The following is a 19,254-nucleotide window of genomic DNA, read 5'->3' as shown; positions in this document are numbered from 1 at the left end:
GCGCCCACTTCCCATTAGAGGACAAAAGGAGACGCAATGAACATCCACGAATATCAGGCGAAGGCGCTGCTGCGTAAGTACGGCGTCGCGGTTCCGGAGGGCCGCGTCGCCTTTTCCGCGCAGGACGCGGCTGATGCAGCGAGCGCAATCGGCGGACCCGCCTGGGTCGTGAAGTCGCAGATTCATGCGGGCGGGCGCGGCGCGGGACGCTTTTCCAACGATCCGGACGGCAAGGGCGGCGTGCGGGTCGTGAAATCGGTGAACGACGTGCGCGAGAACGCGCAGAAAATGCTCGCGTCCGTGCTCGTGACGAAGCAAACCGGCCCGGCGGGCAAGGAAGTGAAGCGTCTGTATATCGAGGAAGGCTGCGACATCGCGCGCGAGCTGTATCTCGGCATGCTGGTCGACCGGACCACGTCGCGCATCACGATCATGGCGTCGACCGAAGGCGGCATGGAAATCGAGGAAGTCGCGCATCGCACGCCGGAGAAAATCCTGAAGGTCGCGATCGATCCCGCGACCGGCCTGCAGCCTTTCCACACGCGGCAAATCGCCTTCGGACTCGGCCTGTCCGGCAAGCAGGTTGGCGCGGCGTCGAAGTTCATCACGGCGCTGTATCAGGCGTTCGTCGATCTGGACGCGTCGATCGTCGAGGTGAATCCGCTCGTCGTGACCGGCTCGGGCGACGTCATGGCGCTCGACGCCAAGCTCAATTTCGACGACAACGCACTCTACCGTCACCCCGACATCGAAAAGCTGCGCGACGAAGACGAGGAAGATCCCGCCGAAATCGAAGCGGCGAAGCACGGTCTGAATTACGTGAAGCTCGACGGCAATATCGGCTGCATGGTGAACGGCGCCGGCCTCGCCATGGCGACGATGGACATCATCAAGCTCTACGGCGGCGAGCCCGCGAACTTTCTCGACGTCGGCGGCGGCGCGACTCAGGAGCGCGTCGCGACCGCGTTCAAGCTGATCCTGCGCGACCCGAAGGTGCAGGGCATTCTCGTCAACATCTTCGGCGGCATCATGCGCTGTGACGTGATCGCGCAAGGCGTCGTGGCCGCCGCGCGCGAAGTCGACCTGCGCGTGCCGCTGGTTGTGCGTCTGGCCGGCACCAACGTCGATGCCGGGCGCGAGATCCTGCGCGCCTCGGGCCTCACGATCATCGCCGCTGAAAATCTCGCCGATGCCGCCGACAAGATCGTCAGCGCCGTCGCCGCCGCACATCATTAATAGGGAAGCCGACATGAGCGTTCTGATCGACAGCAACACGAAGGTCATCTGCCAGGGCTTCACCGGCGCACAGGGCACGTTTCATTCGGAACAGGCGATTGCCTACGGCACGCGCATGGTCGGCGGCGTGACGCCCGGTAAAGGCGGCGCGACGCACCTCGACTTGCCCGTGTTCGACACCGTCGCCGAAGCGGTGGAGAAGACCGGCGCCGATGCCTCCGTCATCTACGTGCCGCCGCCCTTCGCCGCCGACGCGATTCTCGAAGCCATCGACGCGCACGTGCCGTTCATCGTCTGCATCACGGAAGGCATTCCGGTGCTCGACATGCTGCGCGTCAAGCGCGCGCTCGGCGGCTCGAACAGCCGCCTCGTCGGGCCGAACTGTCCGGGCGTCATCACGCCGGGGCAATGCAAGATCGGCATCATGCCGGGGCAGATCCACCGGCCGGGGAAGATCGGCGTCGTGTCGCGCTCGGGCACGCTGACGTACGAGGCGGTCGCGCAGACGACCGCGGCCGGGCTCGGGCAGACGACGTGCATCGGCATTGGCGGCGATCCGGTCAACGGGACGAATTTCATCGACTGCCTGTCGCTCTTTCTGGAGGACGACGCGACCGAAGGCATCATCATGATCGGCGAGATCGGCGGATCGGCCGAGGAAGAAGCGGCGCAGTTCCTCAAAGATGCGAAGACGAAAAAGCCGGTGGTCGGCTTCATCGCCGGAACGACGGCGCCGCCGGGACGCCGCATGGGTCACGCAGGCGCGATCGTTTCCGGCGGCTCGGGCACGGCGAGCGCGAAGATCGACGCGATGAAATCGGCCGGCATCCACGTTGCGGATTCGCCGGCCGCGCTCGGCGAGACGATGGTGCGCGCGTTCCGGTAGCCGTCGCGGATGCGGCATGATTCAACGTGCCGCATCTGTGTTTACATTTTCATTACGAAACTGACGTAGAATTGCAGGTTGACCTCAACCTCGTTCGACGGAGTTGCCGTGATCCGCCTGTTCTACACTGCAGTCGCCGCGCTGCTGCTTTCCATGACAATCGAGCAAGCGTTGGCCATTCCGGTTCTGTAAATCGGAGGGCAAAAAAAAGGCCGCGCGGCAAACGCCACGCGGCCTTTTTTATTCTGCATCAATCCAGCGTCAGTCCAGAAAGTCGCCATTCGCCTCGACGAACGCCGCCAGATCGAGCGAATGCTGTTTGACGAGCCGCTCGACCAGTTCCGTATCCCGCTGCTCCAGCGCCTCGATAATGCGCATGTGATCGACGATCGAGCGCGACGCGCGGTCGCTCTGCGAAATCGTCATCTTACGAATGGCGCGCACGTGCACGAAGATGTTCTTGATCGTATCGAAGATGATTTCCGACTTCGACAGCCGCACGATCGCCGAATGGAACGCGATATTCGCTTCCGAATATTCGTCGATATGCTCGGCAGGCGTCGAGTCGCGGAAATTGTCGAACATGTGGCGCAACTGGGCGATTTCCGCGTCCGTTGCGCGCTGCGTCGCAAGCCGCGCCGCCATGCTCTCCAGCGCCGCCCACATGTGGATCATCTCGACGATCTCGCGCTTGGTCTTGCGCAGGATATACACGCCACGACGCGGCACCGTGCGCAGAAAACCTTCCTGCTCCAGCAGCGTCATGGCTTCGCGGATGGGCGTGCGCGAGACGCCAAGCGCCTCGGTCAGCTCTTTCTCGTCGAGACGAATCTCTTCCCGCGAACGGTAGATGTCCGCTTCGGCAATAGCCTGCCGCAGTTTCGCGTACGCCTGATCGCGCAGCGAAACTGTTGCATTGATCGGTTCCAGCGACAGCGTGAGGCCGCCGGAACGCGCTTCGGTGCGAACTTCCGGCCGGTCTACGGATTGAGTATCAGATGGCATTGATGGCTTGATTTCCCATGTGCGGACGGCGAGCGTCGACACGCTTGCCCGAACCGCCGTTCTGATCGTCCGCCGCGAGGCCGGCGAAACGACCGTGATCTTGTGCGCGCTGCAGCATATTCTGCGGCACCGCCGACGCAATCATAAACGTAACGCCTACACCCACGGCAACCAGCGCGAATCCGACAACAACCAACAGGGCGATGCTCATTTCAGACTCCGGTCAAATCACTCAAGAGCCCTCAGTATATGCTGCATTGCAACAGCACGCAACATATTTTGCATCTTGTATATCAGAAACAACGCTGGCGTCCTGGTTGCAGTTTAGGCGGCTTTTTGCGGTTGCGGGAGCGGCAGCGCCTTGGCCGTGCCCTGATTGACACCTTCGCGCAGCTTGATCAATGCGAGGACCGCATCGAGCATCGGCGTCTGGACGTGCACCAGGCGGCCGATTTCCTGCACGACGGTCATCAGCGGATCGATTTCCATCGGCCGGTTCGCTTCGCAGTCCATCAGCATCGACGTCTTGTGCGCACCCACCGCGCCCGCGCCGTTGATGCGCCGCTCCACGTCGACGCGGAAATTCACGCCGATCTTGTCGCCGATGGCTTTCGCCTCCAGCATCATCGCTTTCGAGAGCGCGCGCGTGCCGGGATCGCTCGTGAGGATATCGAGCGTCGCGCCGGTCAGCGCGCTGATCGGGTTGAAGCATAGATTGCCCCAGAGCTTGAGCCAGATTTCATCGCGAATGCTGTCGCGCATCGGCGCTTCCATGTCCGCGCGCGCCATCATGTCGTGCAGCGCCTGCAGACGCGGCGTGATTTCGCCGCTCGGCTCGCCGATGGGAAACTTCTTGCCGTAGTGATGTTCGATGACGCCCGGCTCCGCGATTTCCGCCGCCGGCAGCAGCACGCAGCCGATCGCGCGCTCCGGCCCGAACACGCTCCATTGCCGACCGCCGGGGTCGACGCTTTGCAGCGTCGTGCCTTCCAGCTCGCCGCCGTGCTTGTAGAAGTACCAGTAAGGCAGACCGTTGACCGCCGTGACGATGGCCGTCTCCGGGCCGAGCAGCGGCGGAATCAGATCGACGACGCCCGGAATCGAATGCGCCTTGAGCGCGATGATCACGAAGTCCTGCGGGCCGAGTTCGGCGGGATCGTTCGTGCAGCGCACCTTGACGACGTGCTCTTGCCCGTCGATTCGCAACCGCACGCCGTTCGCCTTCATCGCCGCGAGATGCGGCCCGCGCGCGACGAAACTGACGTCCGCCCCGGCGCGCGCCAGTTGCGCACCCATATAGCCGCCGATCGCGCCGGCGCCGTACACGCAGATTTTCATGGTTCGTCTCCTAGGGTTGTAGCTTTATAGCCTTCTGATATACAAGATACTACATTCCGTATTGCGTAAGGACAAGGCGAATCGTGCGCTCGCGGACGAGCGGAAACCCGCATGCGTTCGACACGCTGCGGGCTTCTTTCAAGTGCAAATGCGGGAGGACGGCGGTCAGGCTTCGACTGCTTGACCCGTTGTCAAAGTATGCGACGAGCAGGCGCTGAAGTGTGACCAGACGCTGGCTGCGCTGGCGCGCAGTGCGCGGCTTCTGCGCCGCACGAGCATGATTTCGCGCGGCGCGTCGGGTACGAGCGGGATGAAGCGAACCCGCGCGATATCGCATGCGGCGCGCGCGTGCATCGGCAGGATGCCGACGCCGAGACCGGCCTCGGCCATGCGCGCAACCGCAGCCGGTTGGGCGAGCCGCTGACGCACCGCGCCGCTGACGCCGTGCAGCGCGAGCGCGGCCTCGACGGCGGCGAGACTGCCGGTGTCGTCGTCGAGCAGCAGCAGCGGCGTGCCGCGTAGCTGATGCCAGTCGATCCGCGCCGCCGCATCCGAACCATGCGACGCGCCGACGACAGCCGCGAATCCATCGGCGAAAAGGGGTTCGGCGGCGAGTTCGTCGAGATTGCCGGGCGCGATCACGACGCCCATCTCCGCCTCGCCCGAACGCACGAGTTGCAGCACGGCGTTCTGCGGACGATCCATCACGACCACCGTGATATCCGGCAAGCGGTCACGGCAAGATGCGAGCATCGCCGGGAGCACGCCCGCCGTCAGCCCGCAACTGCTCGCGAGATTCACCACGCCCGGCTCGCCGCCCTCTTGCGCGCGGGGCCGCAGCGTCGCCTCCAGTTCCTCGACGAGCGGCGCGATGCGCGCGAGCAGCTTGCGGCCGGTATCGGTGAGCGCGACCTGACGCGTGGTGCGATCGAAGAGTCGCAGCGCAATCTCATCTTCGAGTTCGCGGATGCTGCGGCTGACCGCCGATTGCGTGATGCCGAACTCGTCGCCCGCGCGCGTGAAGCTGCGATGCCGCGCGAGCGTGACGAACAGCCTCAGTTGATGCAGCGAAACGCTGAGCGACGGAACGGCATGCGCGTTCGGGTTCGAGGGCTCGCGCATGCCGCCTGCCTTACTGAACCGTGTTGCGCGATGCGTCCCAGCCCGTCTGGAACGATGCGTTGACCGGCGACTCGCCCGCGGTTTCGGCGACCGTGTTGTCGATCCAGCGGCGACGCATCGGCGCGAGGACGAACTTCGCGCAGAGGCCGGCGGCAATCGACGTGATCGCGGTCGCAATGAACACCGCGTTCCACGAGCCGATCGACGCGAGCACCGAGGCGAGCGGCACGAGCATCGACGCCGTGCCCTTCGCCGTGTAGAGCGTGCCCGCGTTGGCCGCGGCGTATTTGCTGCCGAAGGTGTCGGCGCAGGTGGCCGGGAAGATCGAGAAGATTTCGCCCCAGCAGAGGAAGGTCATCGCTGCGAACAGCATGAAGAGATACGGGTTGTGGCCAAACTCCATCAGCCCGAGCAGCGCGACGCCTTCGCCGAGAAAGATGAAGAACATCGTGTTTTCGCGGCCGATCTTGTCGGAGATAAAGCCGCACAACGGACGCGTGAAGCCGTTGCAGAGATTGTCGATGGAAAGCGTCATCGCGAGCAGCGGCAGCGTGACGCCGAGAATATTCACCGGCATCTTCGCGAAGCCGTATTCCTTGGCGATCGGCCCGAACTGCGCGGTCGCGATCACGCCGCCTGCCGCGACGAACACGAACATCAGATACAGCACCCAGAAGAGCGGCGTGCGCACCATCTGTCCGGTCGTGTAGTCGATTTTCGTCGAGACGATGCGCTTCGCCGGCACGATGCCCTTCGGCGGATTCGGCCGCACGAGCATCAGCGCGAGCAGGAAAATGCACACACCCTGAAAGATGCCGAAGAACATGAAGGCTTGCTCGTAACCGGAGCTCTGGATCATGTTCGAGATCGGAATGACCGTGACGGCCGCGCCGGCGCCAAAGCCCGCTGCGGTCAGGCCCGCTGCGAGGCCGCGCTTGTCCGGAAACCACTTGAGCGCCGTGCCGACGCAGGTGCCGTACACGCAGCCCGCACCGATGCCCGCAACCACCGCGCCGATATACAGATGAATGAGGCTGGTCGCGTGCGCGTCGATGATCCAGCCGAGCGCCGCGCAAATCGATCCGCCGATGACTACCGGCCGCGGCCCGAACTTGTCGACGAGCCAGCCCTCGACGGGCACAAGCCAGGTTTCAGTGACGATGAAGATGGTGAACGCGGTTTGAATCGCCGCCTGACCCCAATGGTGCTTGGCATCCATTGGAACGACGAACAGTGTCCACGCGTATTGAAGGTTGGCGACGAGTCCCATGCATAGGATGCCGACCGCCAGTTGAATCCATCTGTTGTGATGACGCCCGTGCGATTGCCCGGACACGACCGTGTCTGCGCTTGCCATGTCTGTCTCCGTTATCTTTCGTGGCGCTCGTGCGGCGCCTGATGTGCTGCAAGGAACCGGCGCAGTGCGCCGGTGGCGAGGCGGTCGGTCAGGGAAAAGGGTCTATCCAGGCGGCGCGGGCGGGCGACCGTCTGTCGAGGCTGATGCGCGGCTGGTGCGCGGGGATGGGGGCGATCGAATCGCACATCGTGCAGACATCCGCGTCAGGCGATCGAAGAATCATTTCAAGCGATTCCCACTAAGGTCCGGATGGTCGATTCAGCCTTTTCAGGCTTCGGTGTGCTGCGAGTATTGACGCTTTGGGCGCCCCGCGGAAAGCCGAGGAAACCATGAATGAGCATGGCCGTTCGTGCTAACCGCGTCTGTCCGCCTTACAACTCAAGGGGGCGTGAAAGCATCGTGGGGGAGAAAAACGATTAAGGAAAGTTAGAAAAAATTATTGTATAAATTAGCTATTGTTTATGGATGAGGGATTGTCGTGCTGCGTAATGCCACCCTGCGCCAACTGAAGATCTTCGAAACCGTCGCTCGGCGACTGAGTTTTTCCCGTGCAGCCGAAGAGCTTTACCTCACTCAGCCCGCCGTCTCCACGCAGGTAAAACAACTCGAAGAGCACGCTGGCTTGCCGCTTTTCGAGCAACTCGGCAAGAAAATCTACCTCACGCCGGCCGGCAATGAAATGCTTCATTACAGCCGCGCGATTCTGGAACAGTTCCGCGAAGCCGACGACGCCATGGCGCGCCTCAAAGGCATTTCCGGCGGCACGCTCAATGTCGCGGTGATCAGCGCCGGCGATTATTTCTTTCCCCGTTTGCTTGCAGCCTTCACCAAACGTAATACCGATGTAAGGCTCAATCTCGCCGTTCACAATCGCGAGGAATTGCTGCATCAGCTCACGGACAATCTCACCGATCTCGCCGTGATGGTTCGCCCGCCGCGCGACATGGACACCGTGAACGTCTCGTTCGCGCCGCATCCGTATGTGATCGTCGCGCCGCCGGATCATCCGCTCGTCGGGCGCAGGAACGTGCCGCTCGAAGCGCTGGCTGACGAGCCGTTCATCGTCCGCGAGCGCGGCTCGGACACGTGGAATTCGATGGAAGAAGGCTTCGCGGGGCGGCTCGCGAATCTCAACATCGCGATGGAAATCACCAGTACGGAGACGATCAAGCAAGCGGTGATCGCGGGCATGGGACTCAGCTTTCTCTCGGCGCACACGATCAGCATGGAATTGCAGGTCGGCAAGCTCGCGGTGCTGGACATCGAGGGCTTTCCGGTAATGCTCAACTGGTTCGTCGTGCATCGGCACAACAAGCGCCTGCCGCCGGTTGCGCTTGCGTTCAAGGAATTTTTGATCGAAGAAGGCGCCGCGCAGATCGAGGCGATCACGCAGATCGTCGCGACGACGGGCAAACCCAATACATAACCAATAGTAAATAGATAATCTTAAAAAGATTAACTATCGTATATGGATCAACTTTCCTATCCTGCATTCAAGCCCCACGGCCATTCAGGAGACGAACATGATCCACGCAACGCACGGCGATGACCGCGAAGTTCACGCGCAAGTCTGCGCATTCAACACCGCTTTCGAAGAACTCGACCTGATGTTCCGTTGGGACGCACAGACGTATCGGTCGCTGGCGTCGGCGGATAGCGATTACGGCAAGATTTCGCAGTACATTGAGACGCATTGTGCGCATCTGCTGACGGCATACAGCGCGGAGTTCCTGTGCCAGGCGATCGTCGAGCGCAAGAATTCGATGGTCGAAGCATGCCGGCAGAACACCGTTCAATATCAAGACAGCACGCAGCGCGCGCGGCTCTGGCGGGCGCGCAACGATCAGGCTGCGCGCGTCTGACTCTTTTTAATTTGTTGTGCAAGGCGGCCCGACGATTCGGGCCGCCGCTTTCGTTTGCGCAATGTTCGCGCGATGTTTGGGCGATGTTTGCTCGATGCTTGGCCGATCCGCCACGCTGAACGCGGCGAATCAGGTCGGACGCTTCAGGGATTCAGCGCGATCCAGACGGCTTTCGGCTCGGTGAAGTTCTCGATGGCGACATCGCCATGCTCGCGGCCGAAGCCCGAATCGCCGCCGCCGCCCCACGGCAGGCGCACGTCCGTGTAACCGTACGTGTTGACCCAGACGGTGCCCGCCTTCAACTCGGCCGCCATGCGATGCACCCGGCCGATATCCGCGCTCCACACGCCCGCGGCAAGGCTGTAGGCGGTGCCGTTGGCGATACGCAGGGCGTCGGCTTCGTCGTCGAAGGGAATCACGCTCGCGACCGGCCCGAAGATTTCTTCCTGCGAAATGCGCATGTCGTGCTCGACGTTGGCGAACACCGTCGGCTCGACGAAATAGCCGCGTTCGCCCGAGCGACGCCCGCCGGTCACGAGCGACGCGCCCTCGCCCTTGCCGATATCCACGTAGTCCAGAACGCTTTTCATCTGTTTGGCGGAGATGAGCGGCCCCATGCTGGTTTCGCGTTTGGACGGATCGCCGAGTTTGACGGATTGCGCGCGTTGCGCAAGGCGCTCGACGACGTCGTCGTAGACCGCGCGCTGCACCAGCACGCGCGAGCCCGCCGAGCAGACTTGTCCGGCATTGAAGAAGATGCCGGATGCGGCTGCGCGCACGGCGCTGTCGAGGTTGGCATCCGCGAAAATCACGTTCGCCGACTTGCCGCCCAGTTCGAGCGTGACGCGCTTGAAGTTGCCCGCCGCGCCCTGCAGGATGCCGCGCCCGACCGACGGCGACCCGGTGAACGTCACCTTGTCGACGCCCGGATGCGCGACAAGCGAATCCCCGACAACCGACCCCTTGCCCGTCACGATATTGAGCACGCCCGGCGGCACGCCCGCTTCGAGCGCGAGGCGGCCGACCATCAGCGCGGAGAGCGGCGTGATCTCGGCGGGCTTCACGATCAGCGTGCAGCCGCACGCGAGCGCCGGCGCGATCTTCCACATGCCGATCATCAGCGGAAAATTCCACGGGACGATCGCCGCGACGACGCCGACCGGCTCGCGTACCGTGTAAGTGAGCGCATCGGGGCGCGCCGGCACGACCTGGCCGTTGATCTTGTCGCACCAGCCGGCGTAGTAGGCGAGCGTGTCGATGGCGGCGGGCACGTCCTGACGCTGCACGCCGGCAATAGGCTTGCCGGCATCGAGACTTTCCAGCGCCGCGAGTTCTTCCTGATTGTCGCGCAGCAAGTCGGCGAGCTTCATCAGGATGCGGCCGCGCTCGGCGGCGCGGATGGCGTTCCATGGCTTGAGCGCGGCGCGCGCGGCCTGCACGGCGCGATCGACGTCGGCGGAGGTGCCCTGCGCGACGAGCGCAATCGGGTTTTCGGTCGCGGGGTCGAGGTTCGTCGAGTACGCATCGCCGCTTGGCGGCACGAATTCGCCGTTGATCAGCAATTCATAGCGCTTGAGATCCGCTGTGCTTTCCATGTCTCGCTCCATGTGTAATTTTCAGAATCACTTTATGTTGGAACAGAAAAACCATCCATGAAAGCAAAACATTCTTATCGTTTGTATATGACGCGATGTATGGTCGGATATAGCGGATGAGCGAGGCGGGACTTTGGGCTTGAGCGGCGGGGTAAGCGGAACGCATCGGTCAAGCAGACCGGCGTTCGTGTATTTCAGAATTTTTACGCTGTTGCGCGTGTGTTGCGCGTCCGAGAATGGCTCGTCATGACCGAGACGCCGGAGTACGATCCGGCGACATCGGCGAGTAACGCTATACTCGCGGCCTTCGATTTCAGCACCAAGCTTCAAGGATCAAGAATGCACGCACTCCCTCCCTGCCCTCAATGCCATTCGACCTTCACCTATGAAGACGCGGGCATGTACATCTGCCCCGAATGCGCGCACGAATGGTCCGCGCAGACAAGCGCCGCGTCGGAACCCGCCGCGAAGGTCTATCGCGATTCCGCCGGCAACATTCTTCAGGATGGCGACACCGTTACGGTCATCAAGGATCTCAAGCTCAAGGGCGGTGGCGGCGTCGTCAAGATGGGCACCAAGGTTAAGAACATTCGCCTTGTCGATGCAGATCATGACATCGACTGCAAAATCGATGGATTCGGCGCAATGAGTCTTAAGACGGAGTTCGTCAAGAAGGCTTGAGGGGTTTTGCCGCGCAGGGGATGTGCTTCGGGTATGCCCGTGTCCTCTGCGCGTATCCCCTGACTATGCGATGAGGCATCGTAGGGCGACTAGTTAAATTAGTAGTCCAAAGCTAATTTAAGACCGCCGAGACGATATGCCTCTCGCAGACCGAGTGCATCTTCGTCGTCACATCCAAAGGCCTCTTCGATTTTTTGCCGGCTAAGGGAAACACGGCAAGCGGCACATTTCAAGTCGAGCCAAATGGCGGCATCCGCGACAGGCTTGCAGATCGTCAAACGTAACCTGCGGTTCGACGTTCGCCCCCGGACTACGCCGTCCACATCCAGCACATCGCACGTTAGCAGCGCTCCCGCTTTAACGGCTACTGATCGTCAATACCTGACGCAATCCTAACAATTAATAAAATCCTGAAAGCATCGATTTTCTCAACGCTCGACAAATATAATTCATTAGTCATCCTATGTATTAAGACTTAGAGGCACCGTAAATACGACACGCGATCTAGGAGCGTATGCAGCTTCTCACGTGACCGTCGCGTCAAGAAACAGAAACCTCATGACCCCGACTCCTTCCGATGCTCGACTCACCCACATGAGCGCGAATTCCTTCGATGAGTTGAATTCAGCTCCGCCGCCAACATTGCTTCAACCAACTCTGCAGAACGACTGGAGAATCAAAATGAGAAAAACCGCACGAATTCCTTTCCGGGCGTCGTGGGTTGCTGTCGCCTTGGTCGTGGCCTGTCCAGCGTTGGCACAGGAGCGGCCATCGGTTGCGGCCGCATCGCCGGGGTCCGTGCCGATCATCGGAGTCGCCCCGGCTATTGCGCCCGCTGATGTGACGCCTTCTGCAAATGCAGCACCGGCAAGCATGCCGCACCACTGGCGATTCGTCATGCCACGACGATCCATCGCGACCGCCGATTTGACGCCCTTTAGAATTGCAGCGCAGGTAAGGATGCTGCACCACTGGCATCGCGCAACGTCGATCCCACAGGAAAACCAGAGCCTGAATCAGCTTCTTGCCCGGCGCCCCGATCTGCAGACGCACTCTCATATGACCTACACAACTCAAGTCCGTGTCGGTGAACGCACTCGGTTGCAGCTTCCGGGGAGCGAGTTCGCGCACTGATCCTGTTCATCCGCATTTTTCACCCCGTCGCGAGAAACACGTCAAACGGCATTCATTCGACCGCTTGCCACCCAGACCAAAGCGCACTCGCGCGCCAGCGAACACATCAACCCGACCAAGACCCGCTACCATAAGAAGAACGCAAACGCCGCCCTAACGACACATGCGCGAAGTCCTCTGGATCCTGTTGACGGCCATCGCCCTGATCTACGCACTGGCTCTTGCTGGCCTTTACTGGCTGCAAGGCCGCCTGGTCTATCCGCTCGAACAGATCCAGGCCTTCAAAAACGCCGAACTGGAAGCGCGCACGGAAGCCGTCGCCATCACGACCGCCGACGGCCTCGAACTCAATGTGCGCTTCAAGGCCGCGTCGCTCGAATCCGCTCCGATCGTGATCCTCTTCCACGGCAACGGCGAAGACCTGGCGCAACGCGGCCATATCGCGCTGGAGATGATCGACGCAGGCTACGGCGTGCTGCTCGCCGAATATCGCGGCTACGGCGGCAATCCGGGCAAGCCTCACGAAGCCGGTCTCTATGCCGATGCGCGCGCCGCCTACGCCTATGCCTCCGCACATTCGACGAACCTCGTGCTGCACGGTTATTCGCTCGGCTCGGGCGTCGCGGTACAACTGGCGAGCGAAGCGAACATCAGCGCGCTGATTCTCGAAGCGCCGTTCACGAGCATCGTCGATGTCGCGGCCAAACGGTTTCGCCTCTTCCCGGTGCGCACGCTCGCTCGCGACCGCTACGACAGCCTGTCGAAAATCGCGTCGATCCGCGCGCCGCTGTTGATCTACGGCGGCACCGCCGATGGCGTCATCCCGCCCGCGCAGTTCCAGCGCCTCTTCGACGCCGCCCGCGGCGACAAACGTTTCGCGCTGATCGAAGACGCCGATCATCTCAATGTCTGGACGATGGGCGGCCGCGAGCACGTCATGCAGTTCCTCGCGTCGCTGCAGCCGGCGCGCGAGATCGTCTGAGATCGTCTAAGCGTCCGCCGTCTTCTTCCTGCTGCGGCCCGTCTTCAGCGTGATCCATGTCGGCGCATGATCGCTGGCATGCGGCTCGCCGCGCACCCATGTGTCGACGCCCGCGTCCTGCAGCTTCTTCGCAAGATCCTTGCTGAGCAAGAGGTGATCGATCCGCAGGCCCGAATTGGTCTGCCAATGATTGCGAAAGTAATCCCAGAACGTATAGATGCGCTCGTCGGGAAACTGCTTGCGTAATGCATCCGTCCAGCCCTGAGCGAGCAGGTCCGCATAGGCCGCGCGGCTTTCGGGTTGCAGCAGCGCGTCCTTGAGCCACGAGCGCGTGTTGTAGATATCCTCGTCGGTGGGCACGACGTTGTAGTCGCCCGCAAGCACGACCGGATGACCGCTGTCGAGCAAACTCCGCGCATGCGCGTTGAAGCGCGCGAACCACGCGAGCTTGTAATCGAACTTGGGGCCGGGCTGCGGATTTCCGTTGGGCAAATATAGGCAACCGATCAGCAAGCCGCTCACGGCGGCCTCGATATAGCGGCTGTGCGTATCGTCCTCGAAGCCCGGAAGGCCGCGCCGGCTCAGCACCGGCTCGGCCCCTTTCGCGAGAATCGCCACGCCGTTCCAGGATGCCTGTCCGTGCCAGAGCGCGCCGTAGCCCGCGTTTGCGATTGCATCGGCGGGAAACTGCGCGTCGGTCGCTTTCAATTCCTGCAGGCAGACAATGTCGGGCGCTTCGCGTTCGAGCCACTTCAGCAAGGCGTCGAGCCGCGGACGAATGCCGTTGATGTTGAAGGTCGCGATTTTCACTCGGCGTGTCTCCATCGGCGGAACGGGGTCGATCGCAGGGTTCGATCGTACACGTGTCGCAGTTTGCGTGCCGCGTCGAACATAAGCACGCTGCGCAATAATCTGCCAAAGTCCACGCAACCCCGTTCACCCACGCCTTCACACGAAAACGTTATGTCCGCCCCGCCGCATTCCGAAGCCTCCGCTCACTGGCAACGCAATCTCTACGTCTGCGTGTTCGGTTCGTTCACGACCATCATGGCGATGACGCTACTCCTGCCCTTCCTGCCGCTCTACGTGCAGCAACTGGGCGCAAGCTCGGTGGAGTCGGCCGTGCAATGGTCGGGCGTCGCGTTCGGCGCGACGTTTCTTGCAGCAGGACTCGTCGCGCCGCTCTGGGGACGTCTCGCCGACCGCTACGGCCGCAAGCCGATCCTCATCCGCGCGAGTCTCGGCATGGCGATCACGATGTCGCTGCTCGGCGTCGTGCAGACGGTCTGGCAACTGGTCGCGATGCGCTTTCTCGCGGGACTCGTCGGCGGCTACGCGAGCGGCGCCATCGTCATGATCGCGACGCAAACGCCCCGGCACCGCACCGCGTGGGCGCTCGGCACGCACGCAGCGGGCATGATGGCGGGCAATCTCGTCGGGCCGCTCGTCGGCGGGTTGCTGCCGGGTCTGATCGGCATCCGCAATACGTTCTTTCTCGCGGGCGGCCTGATCTTCTGCTCGTTCATCATGACCTCGCTTCTGGTCAAGGAAGAGCGGCGCGTGCCCGAGCGCGCCGCCGGCAAACCGCGCGGCGGCTGGCGCGACGTGCCGCTGCTCACGCCCGTCATCGCGATGCTCGCGAGTGCGATGTTGCTCATGTTCGCCAACATGTCGATCGAGCCGATCATCACCGTGTACGTGGCGCAACTCGTGAAGGACCCGAAGCAGGTGACGCTCGTCGCGGGTTTCGTGATGTCCGCTGCCGCGCTCGGCAGCGTGCTCGCCGCGCCGCGCGTGGGGTGTCTTGCCGATCGCATCGGCGCGCCGAAGGTGATCATCGCGTGTCTGGCGGTTTGCGGCGTGCTGCTGATTCCGCAGATGTTCGTCACCAACGGCACGCAACTCGTCGTACTGCGCTTTCTGATGGGCCTCGCGCTGGGCGGTCTGCTGCCCGCCATCACCAGCGTGGTGCGCCATAACGTGCCCGATCACGCGGCCGGCTACATCCTCGGCTATGCGACGTCCGCGCAATACATCGGACAAGTGACGGGGCCGCTCGCGGGCGGCTTCATCGCCGCGCATTCGGGCATGCACGCCGTCTTCGTGATGACGAGCGTGCTGATGTTTGCGGGCGCCGCGTTCAACGTGTGGGTGTTCCTGCGCAAAAGCCGCGCGACGGCCAAGGATACGGCGCGCGCGCCTTGAGCGTTTATGGCTTCTCGCTGTCGAGATGCGCCATCTGCACGGCTTCGTAACGGTCGCCCGCCGCCGCGCCCTTCGGCACGGCAGCTTCTATCGCGGCGAAGTCGTCCTGCGTGAGCTTCACGTCGAAAGCGCCGAGCGATTCCGTCAGACGATCGCGACGGCGCGCGCCGATGACCGGGACGATGTCATCGCCTTGTGCGAGCACCCACGCAATCGCGATCTGCGCGACGCTCACGCGCTTGGCATCGGCGATCTTGCGCAGCGCATCGACGAGCGCGAGATTGCGTTCGACGTTGCCTTGCTGAAAGCGCGGACTCTTCGCGCGCCAGTCGTTCGACTGCGCGGCGTCCTGCCTCCAGTGCCCGCTGATCAAGCCGCGCGACAGCACGCCATACGCCGTGATGCCGATGCCAAGCTCGCGGCAGGCCGGCAGGATCGCATCTTCGAGGCCGCGCGAGATCAGCGAATACTCGATCTGCACATCGCACACGGGATGCACGGCAGCGGCCTTGCGAATGGTCTGCGCGCCGACTTCCGACAGCCCGACGTGACGCACATAGCCCGCATCGATCATGTCGACGATCGCGCCGACGGTGTCCTCGATCGGCACGTTCGCGTCGAGCCGCGCGGGCCGATAGATGTCGATATGCTCCACGCCCAGGCGCTGCAGCGTGTAGGCGAGAAAATTCTTGACCGCGACAGGACGCCCGTCGAACGCGATGAAGTTGCCCGCCGGATCGCGCATCCCGCCGAACTTCACGCTGAGAATGGCCGAATCGCGGCGCGACGGCGGCGCACTCTTCAGCGCCTCGCCAATCAGCAGTTCGTTGTGACCCATGCCGTAGAAATCGCCGGTGTCGAGCAGCGTGACGCCCGCTTCGAGCGCGGCGTGAATCGTCGCGATGCTTTCCGCGCGATCCGACGGCCCGTACATGCCCGACATGCCCATGCATCCGAGCCCGATAGCCGACGATTGCGGTCCGGTCTTGCCGAGTCTGCGTTGTTCCATGATCGTTCTCTCCTGAAGGACTTGCGCCCGCCCATGCCGGCGTTGGAGAAGATTATGGGAGCAAACCACGCGTGCGATAATCCACTTCAATTCGAATGGGCTGTGCGCCAGGGCGAACAATGAGGAAGCAATGAGCGAACCGGATCTGTCGGATTTGCATGCGTTTCTGGCCGTCGCGCGCGCGCGTGGCTTCAGGCAGGCGGCGCTGTTGCGCGGCGTGTCGGCGTCGTCGCTGAGCGAGGCGATTCGCAGGCTGGAAACGCGTCTCGGCGTGCGTCTGCTGAATCGCACGACGCGCAGCGTGACGCCGACCGAAGCCGGCGAGCGGCTGATCGAGCGCCTGGCGCCGGCGTTCGCGGAAATCGCGGGCGCGCTCGACGCCGTGAACGGCTTTCGCGACAGCCCGACCGGCACGCTGCGTCTGAACGTGCCGACAATCGTCTCGCGCGAAGTGCTGCCGCCTATCGTCGCGCGGTTTCTGACGGCGCATCCGGGCATCACGCTCGAGATCAGCGCGACCGATAACTTTATCGACGTGCTCGCCGCCGGTTTCGATGCGGGCATCCGCTATGACGAACGCATCGAGCGCGACATGATCGCGGTGCCGATCGGGCCGCGCACGCAGCACTTCGTCGCGGTTGCCGCGCCCGCTTATCTGGCCGCGCATGGCGAGCCGAAACATCCGCGCGACCTGGTGAATCACGCGTGCATCGGGCATCGCTTCGAAAGCGGCGTGCTGGCTACATGGGAATTCGTGCGCGGCAAGGAAACGATACGCATCGCGCCGCAGGGAAGGCTCGTCACGTCGTCGATCGAGATCAGCCGGGACGCGGCCATCGCGGGCCTCGGGCTCGTCTATACGTTCGACGAATTCGTGCGCGAGGCGATCGACCGTGGCGCGCTCGTGCCGGTTCTCAAGCCGTGGTGGCAGAGCTTTACCGGACCGCGCCTTTATTATCCGAGCCGCGCACATATGCCGGGGCCGTTGCGCGCGTTCATCGATTTCATCCGCGCCGGGAGCGACGCGGCAAGTTGAGACCGAGCGCCGCGTTCAGTGCTGCACGCCCCAGCGACGCACCGTGACGCGCTCGATGTTATCGAACACGAGATGCTCGACCGCGAGCCCGATCACGATGACCGCGGCCAGTCCCGCGAACACGCGGTCGGTATAAAGCTCGTTGCGGTTCTGGAAGATGTACCAGCCGAGACCGCCCTTGCCGGAACTTGCGCCGAACACGAGTTCCGCGGCGATCAGCGTGCGCCACGCGAATGCCCAGCCCACCCGCAGGCCCGCGAGAATCGACGGCAGCGCGGCGGGCACGAGAATCAGCATCACATGGCGCAGGCCGCCCAGGCCGTAGTTGCGGCCCGTCATGCGCAACGTCGCGGGCACCGCCTGAAAGCCCGCATAAGTGTTCAGCGCGAGCGGCCACAACACCGAATGCACGAGCACGAAGAGCAGGCTGCCGGTGCCGAGACCGAACCACAGCAACGCGAGCGGCAACAGCGCGATGGACGGCAGCGGATTGAACATCGCGGTGAGCATCGAGAGGATGTCGCGGCCGATCCGCGTCGACACCGCAAGCGACGTCAGCGCGAACGCGAGCAGCGCGCCCAGCAGATAGCCGCGCAACAATACCGACATCGAAATGCCGATCTTCTCGATCAACTCGCCCGACGCAATGCCTTGCACGAACGCGACGAACGTGGCGCTGAAAGTCGGCAGCAGCAGATCGTTATCGACGATGCGCGCAGCGATTTCCCACAGCGCAATCAGCACGATAGCGATGATGCACTTGCGCAACCACGAACGATCCGCGAGGCGCTTCGTGAGCGGCAGCGCCGCCTCGTGCTCGACGTTCGCGGGCGCTGCGGGCTGGACTTCGTATTCGGGCCGCACCGGCGGCGCGATCAGATTGGGCGTGCTCATTGCGCGATCTCTTCTTCGAACAACAGGCGATGAATGCGCGCCACGCTTTGCTGAAACTCTCCGCGACCCATGCTTTCCTGCGTGTATTGATGACTGTTCAGTTCGGCGCGCACGCGTCCCGGATGCGGCGTCAGCAACAGAATGCGATTGCCGACGATCAGCGCTTCCTCGATCGAATGCGTGACGAACAACAACGTGAAACGCTCGTCGCTCCAGAGACGCAGCAGTTCTTCCTGCATGCGGCGGCGCGTGAGCGCATCGAGCGCGGCGAAGGGCTCGTCCATCAGCAGGACGCGCGGCTGCATGGCGAGCGCGCGTGCAATCGCGACGCGCTGCTTCATGCCGCCCGAGAGCGTGTGCGGATAAGCATCCGCGAATTTGGCGAGACCGACCTTGTCGAGATAATGCAGCGCGCGCTCGCGTGCTTCGGCGCGGCTCAGTTTGCGCGCGACGCGCAGCGGGAAAATCACGTTCTGCACGACGGTCTTCCACGGCGGCAACTGATCGAATTCCTGGAACACGACGATGCGATCCGCGCCCGGCCCGCGCACGCGTTCGCCGCCGATCTCGATGCTGCCCGCAACCGGCTCGATGAAACCCGCGACCGCCTTGAGCAAGGTCGACTTGCCGCAGCCCGAAGGCCCGAGCAGCACGAAGCGGTCAGCGCCGTAGACATCGAAGCTGACATCGTGCGTCGCGCGCACGAGCCGCTCAGGCGTACGGTATTCGAGCGTGACGTTCTTCGCGCTGAGCAGCTTTCCGCTGGTGGAAGCGTCCGTTTCGGCTTGGCGGGAATACAGCGCTTGAGGATTGGCGGCCATGGGTTTTGCTGATCGGTTTGCTAAGTCGATGTGCTGGATTGCAAACGATCACGATACCGGCGCGCGCTATCTGCGCGAACCAATCATTGCG

Annotated in this window: 19 protein-coding genes; 9 read left to right on the top strand and 10 right to left on the bottom strand. The window is 62.8% G+C overall.

Annotated features, from left to right (window positions below):
• The first annotated feature begins 36 nt into the window (after positions 1–36).
• On the top strand, positions 37–1,236 hold the full coding sequence (sucC, locus tag BRPE64_RS15245; protein ID WP_016354340.1) for an ADP-forming succinate--CoA ligase subunit beta: 1,200 nt from the start codon (positions 37–39) through the stop codon (positions 1,234–1,236).
• Positions 1,237–1,249: 13 nt separating this feature from the next.
• Positions 1,250–2,122, top strand: a complete 873-nt coding sequence (sucD, locus tag BRPE64_RS15240) for a succinate--CoA ligase subunit alpha (protein ID WP_016354339.1) — start codon at positions 1,250–1,252, stop codon at positions 2,120–2,122.
• A 261-nt stretch (positions 2,123–2,383) separates the two neighbouring features.
• Here the strand turns inward: sucD and BRPE64_RS15235 are convergent, their stop codons facing one another.
• From BRPE64_RS15235 to oxlT, 5 genes are all read right to left on the bottom strand, one after another.
• Positions 2,384–3,127, bottom strand: a complete 744-nt coding sequence (locus tag BRPE64_RS15235) for a GntR family transcriptional regulator (RefSeq protein ID WP_016354337.1) — start codon at positions 3,125–3,127, stop codon at positions 2,384–2,386.
• Positions 3,117–3,338, bottom strand: coding sequence for a hypothetical protein (locus BRPE64_RS15230; protein WP_051180437.1), 222 nt, complete (start codon positions 3,336–3,338; stop codon positions 3,117–3,119). Before BRPE64_RS15230 ends, BRPE64_RS15235 begins: the two co-directional genes overlap by 11 nt.
• 113 nt (positions 3,339–3,451) lie before the next feature.
• Complete coding sequence (locus BRPE64_RS15225; RefSeq protein ID WP_016354335.1) at positions 3,452–4,465, bottom strand: 2-dehydropantoate 2-reductase; 1,014 nt, start codon at positions 4,463–4,465, stop codon at positions 3,452–3,454.
• A 165-nt stretch (positions 4,466–4,630) separates the two neighbouring features.
• Complete coding sequence (locus BRPE64_RS15220) at positions 4,631–5,587, bottom strand: LysR family transcriptional regulator (RefSeq protein ID WP_016354334.1); 957 nt, start codon at positions 5,585–5,587, stop codon at positions 4,631–4,633.
• Positions 5,588–5,597: 10 nt separating this feature from the next.
• Positions 5,598–6,944, bottom strand: coding sequence for an oxalate/formate MFS antiporter (gene oxlT, locus BRPE64_RS15215; RefSeq protein ID WP_016354333.1), 1,347 nt, complete (start codon positions 6,942–6,944; stop codon positions 5,598–5,600).
• 481 nt (positions 6,945–7,425) lie between these two features.
• Here oxlT and BRPE64_RS15205 point away from each other — a divergent pair, with 481 nt between their 5' ends.
• Both BRPE64_RS15205 and BRPE64_RS15200 read left to right on the top strand, forming a co-directional pair.
• A complete protein-coding gene (locus tag BRPE64_RS15205) occupies positions 7,426–8,370 on the top strand; it encodes a LysR family transcriptional regulator (RefSeq protein WP_044042666.1) in 945 nt (314 codons plus the stop codon).
• A gap of 97 nt (positions 8,371–8,467) precedes the next feature.
• Positions 8,468–8,806, top strand: a complete 339-nt coding sequence (locus BRPE64_RS15200) for a hypothetical protein (protein WP_016354330.1) — start codon at positions 8,468–8,470, stop codon at positions 8,804–8,806.
• A gap of 143 nt (positions 8,807–8,949) precedes the next feature.
• Here BRPE64_RS15200 and BRPE64_RS15195 read toward each other — a convergent pair whose 3' ends face one another.
• Positions 8,950–10,401 carry an aldehyde dehydrogenase family protein gene (locus BRPE64_RS15195; RefSeq protein ID WP_016354329.1) on the bottom strand — a complete coding sequence of 484 codons (1,452 nt, stop codon included), beginning with the start codon at positions 10,399–10,401 and terminating at the stop codon, positions 8,950–8,952.
• Positions 10,402–10,740: 339 nt separating this feature from the next.
• On the opposite strand from BRPE64_RS15195, the gene BRPE64_RS15190 reads away from it, so the two are divergent.
• From BRPE64_RS15190 to BRPE64_RS15180, 3 genes are all read left to right on the top strand, one after another.
• Positions 10,741–11,082, top strand: a complete 342-nt coding sequence (locus BRPE64_RS15190; RefSeq protein WP_044042269.1) for a zinc ribbon domain-containing protein YjdM — start codon at positions 10,741–10,743, stop codon at positions 11,080–11,082.
• Between the two features lie 594 nt (positions 11,083–11,676).
• Positions 11,677–12,216: a hypothetical protein gene (locus BRPE64_RS32875; protein ID WP_144063418.1), complete on the top strand. Its 540-nt coding sequence runs from the start codon at positions 11,677–11,679 to the stop codon at positions 12,214–12,216.
• 163 nt (positions 12,217–12,379) lie between these two features.
• Complete coding sequence (locus tag BRPE64_RS15180; RefSeq protein ID WP_016354327.1) at positions 12,380–13,198, top strand: alpha/beta hydrolase; 819 nt, start codon at positions 12,380–12,382, stop codon at positions 13,196–13,198.
• Between the two features lie 6 nt (positions 13,199–13,204).
• On the opposite strand, the gene BRPE64_RS15175 is transcribed toward BRPE64_RS15180, so the two are convergent.
• Positions 13,205–14,023 carry an exodeoxyribonuclease III gene (locus BRPE64_RS15175; RefSeq protein ID WP_044042266.1) on the bottom strand — a complete coding sequence of 273 codons (819 nt, stop codon included), beginning with the start codon at positions 14,021–14,023 and terminating at the stop codon, positions 13,205–13,207.
• A 138-nt stretch (positions 14,024–14,161) separates the two neighbouring features.
• Between BRPE64_RS15175 and BRPE64_RS15170 the strand changes: the two genes are divergently transcribed.
• Entirely contained in the window at positions 14,162–15,403 is a 1,242-nt protein-coding gene (locus BRPE64_RS15170) for an MFS transporter (RefSeq protein ID WP_016354325.1), read from the top strand.
• Between the two features lie 4 nt (positions 15,404–15,407).
• Here the strand turns inward: BRPE64_RS15170 and BRPE64_RS15165 are convergent, their stop codons facing one another.
• A complete protein-coding gene (locus tag BRPE64_RS15165; RefSeq protein WP_016354324.1) occupies positions 15,408–16,412 on the bottom strand; it encodes an aldo/keto reductase in 1,005 nt (334 codons plus the stop codon).
• A 130-nt stretch (positions 16,413–16,542) separates the two neighbouring features.
• On the opposite strand from BRPE64_RS15165, the gene BRPE64_RS15160 reads away from it, so the two are divergent.
• Positions 16,543–17,448, top strand: a complete 906-nt coding sequence (locus tag BRPE64_RS15160; RefSeq protein WP_016354322.1) for a LysR family transcriptional regulator — start codon at positions 16,543–16,545, stop codon at positions 17,446–17,448.
• Positions 17,449–17,463: 15 nt separating this feature from the next.
• On the opposite strand, the gene BRPE64_RS15155 is transcribed toward BRPE64_RS15160, so the two are convergent.
• A complete protein-coding gene (locus tag BRPE64_RS15155; protein ID WP_016354321.1) occupies positions 17,464–18,342 on the bottom strand; it encodes an ABC transporter permease in 879 nt (292 codons plus the stop codon).
• On the bottom strand, positions 18,339–19,163 hold the full coding sequence (locus BRPE64_RS15150; protein ID WP_016354320.1) for an ABC transporter ATP-binding protein: 825 nt from the start codon (positions 19,161–19,163) through the stop codon (positions 18,339–18,341). The genes BRPE64_RS15155 and BRPE64_RS15150 overlap by 4 nt, the downstream gene beginning before the upstream one ends.
• Positions 19,164–19,254: the final 91 nt, after the last annotated feature.

This window comes from Caballeronia insecticola (genome assembly GCF_000402035.1).
GTDB lineage: Bacteria > Pseudomonadota > Gammaproteobacteria > Burkholderiales > Burkholderiaceae > Caballeronia > Caballeronia insecticola.
This window is presented reverse-complemented; position numbering and strand designations above follow the sequence as displayed.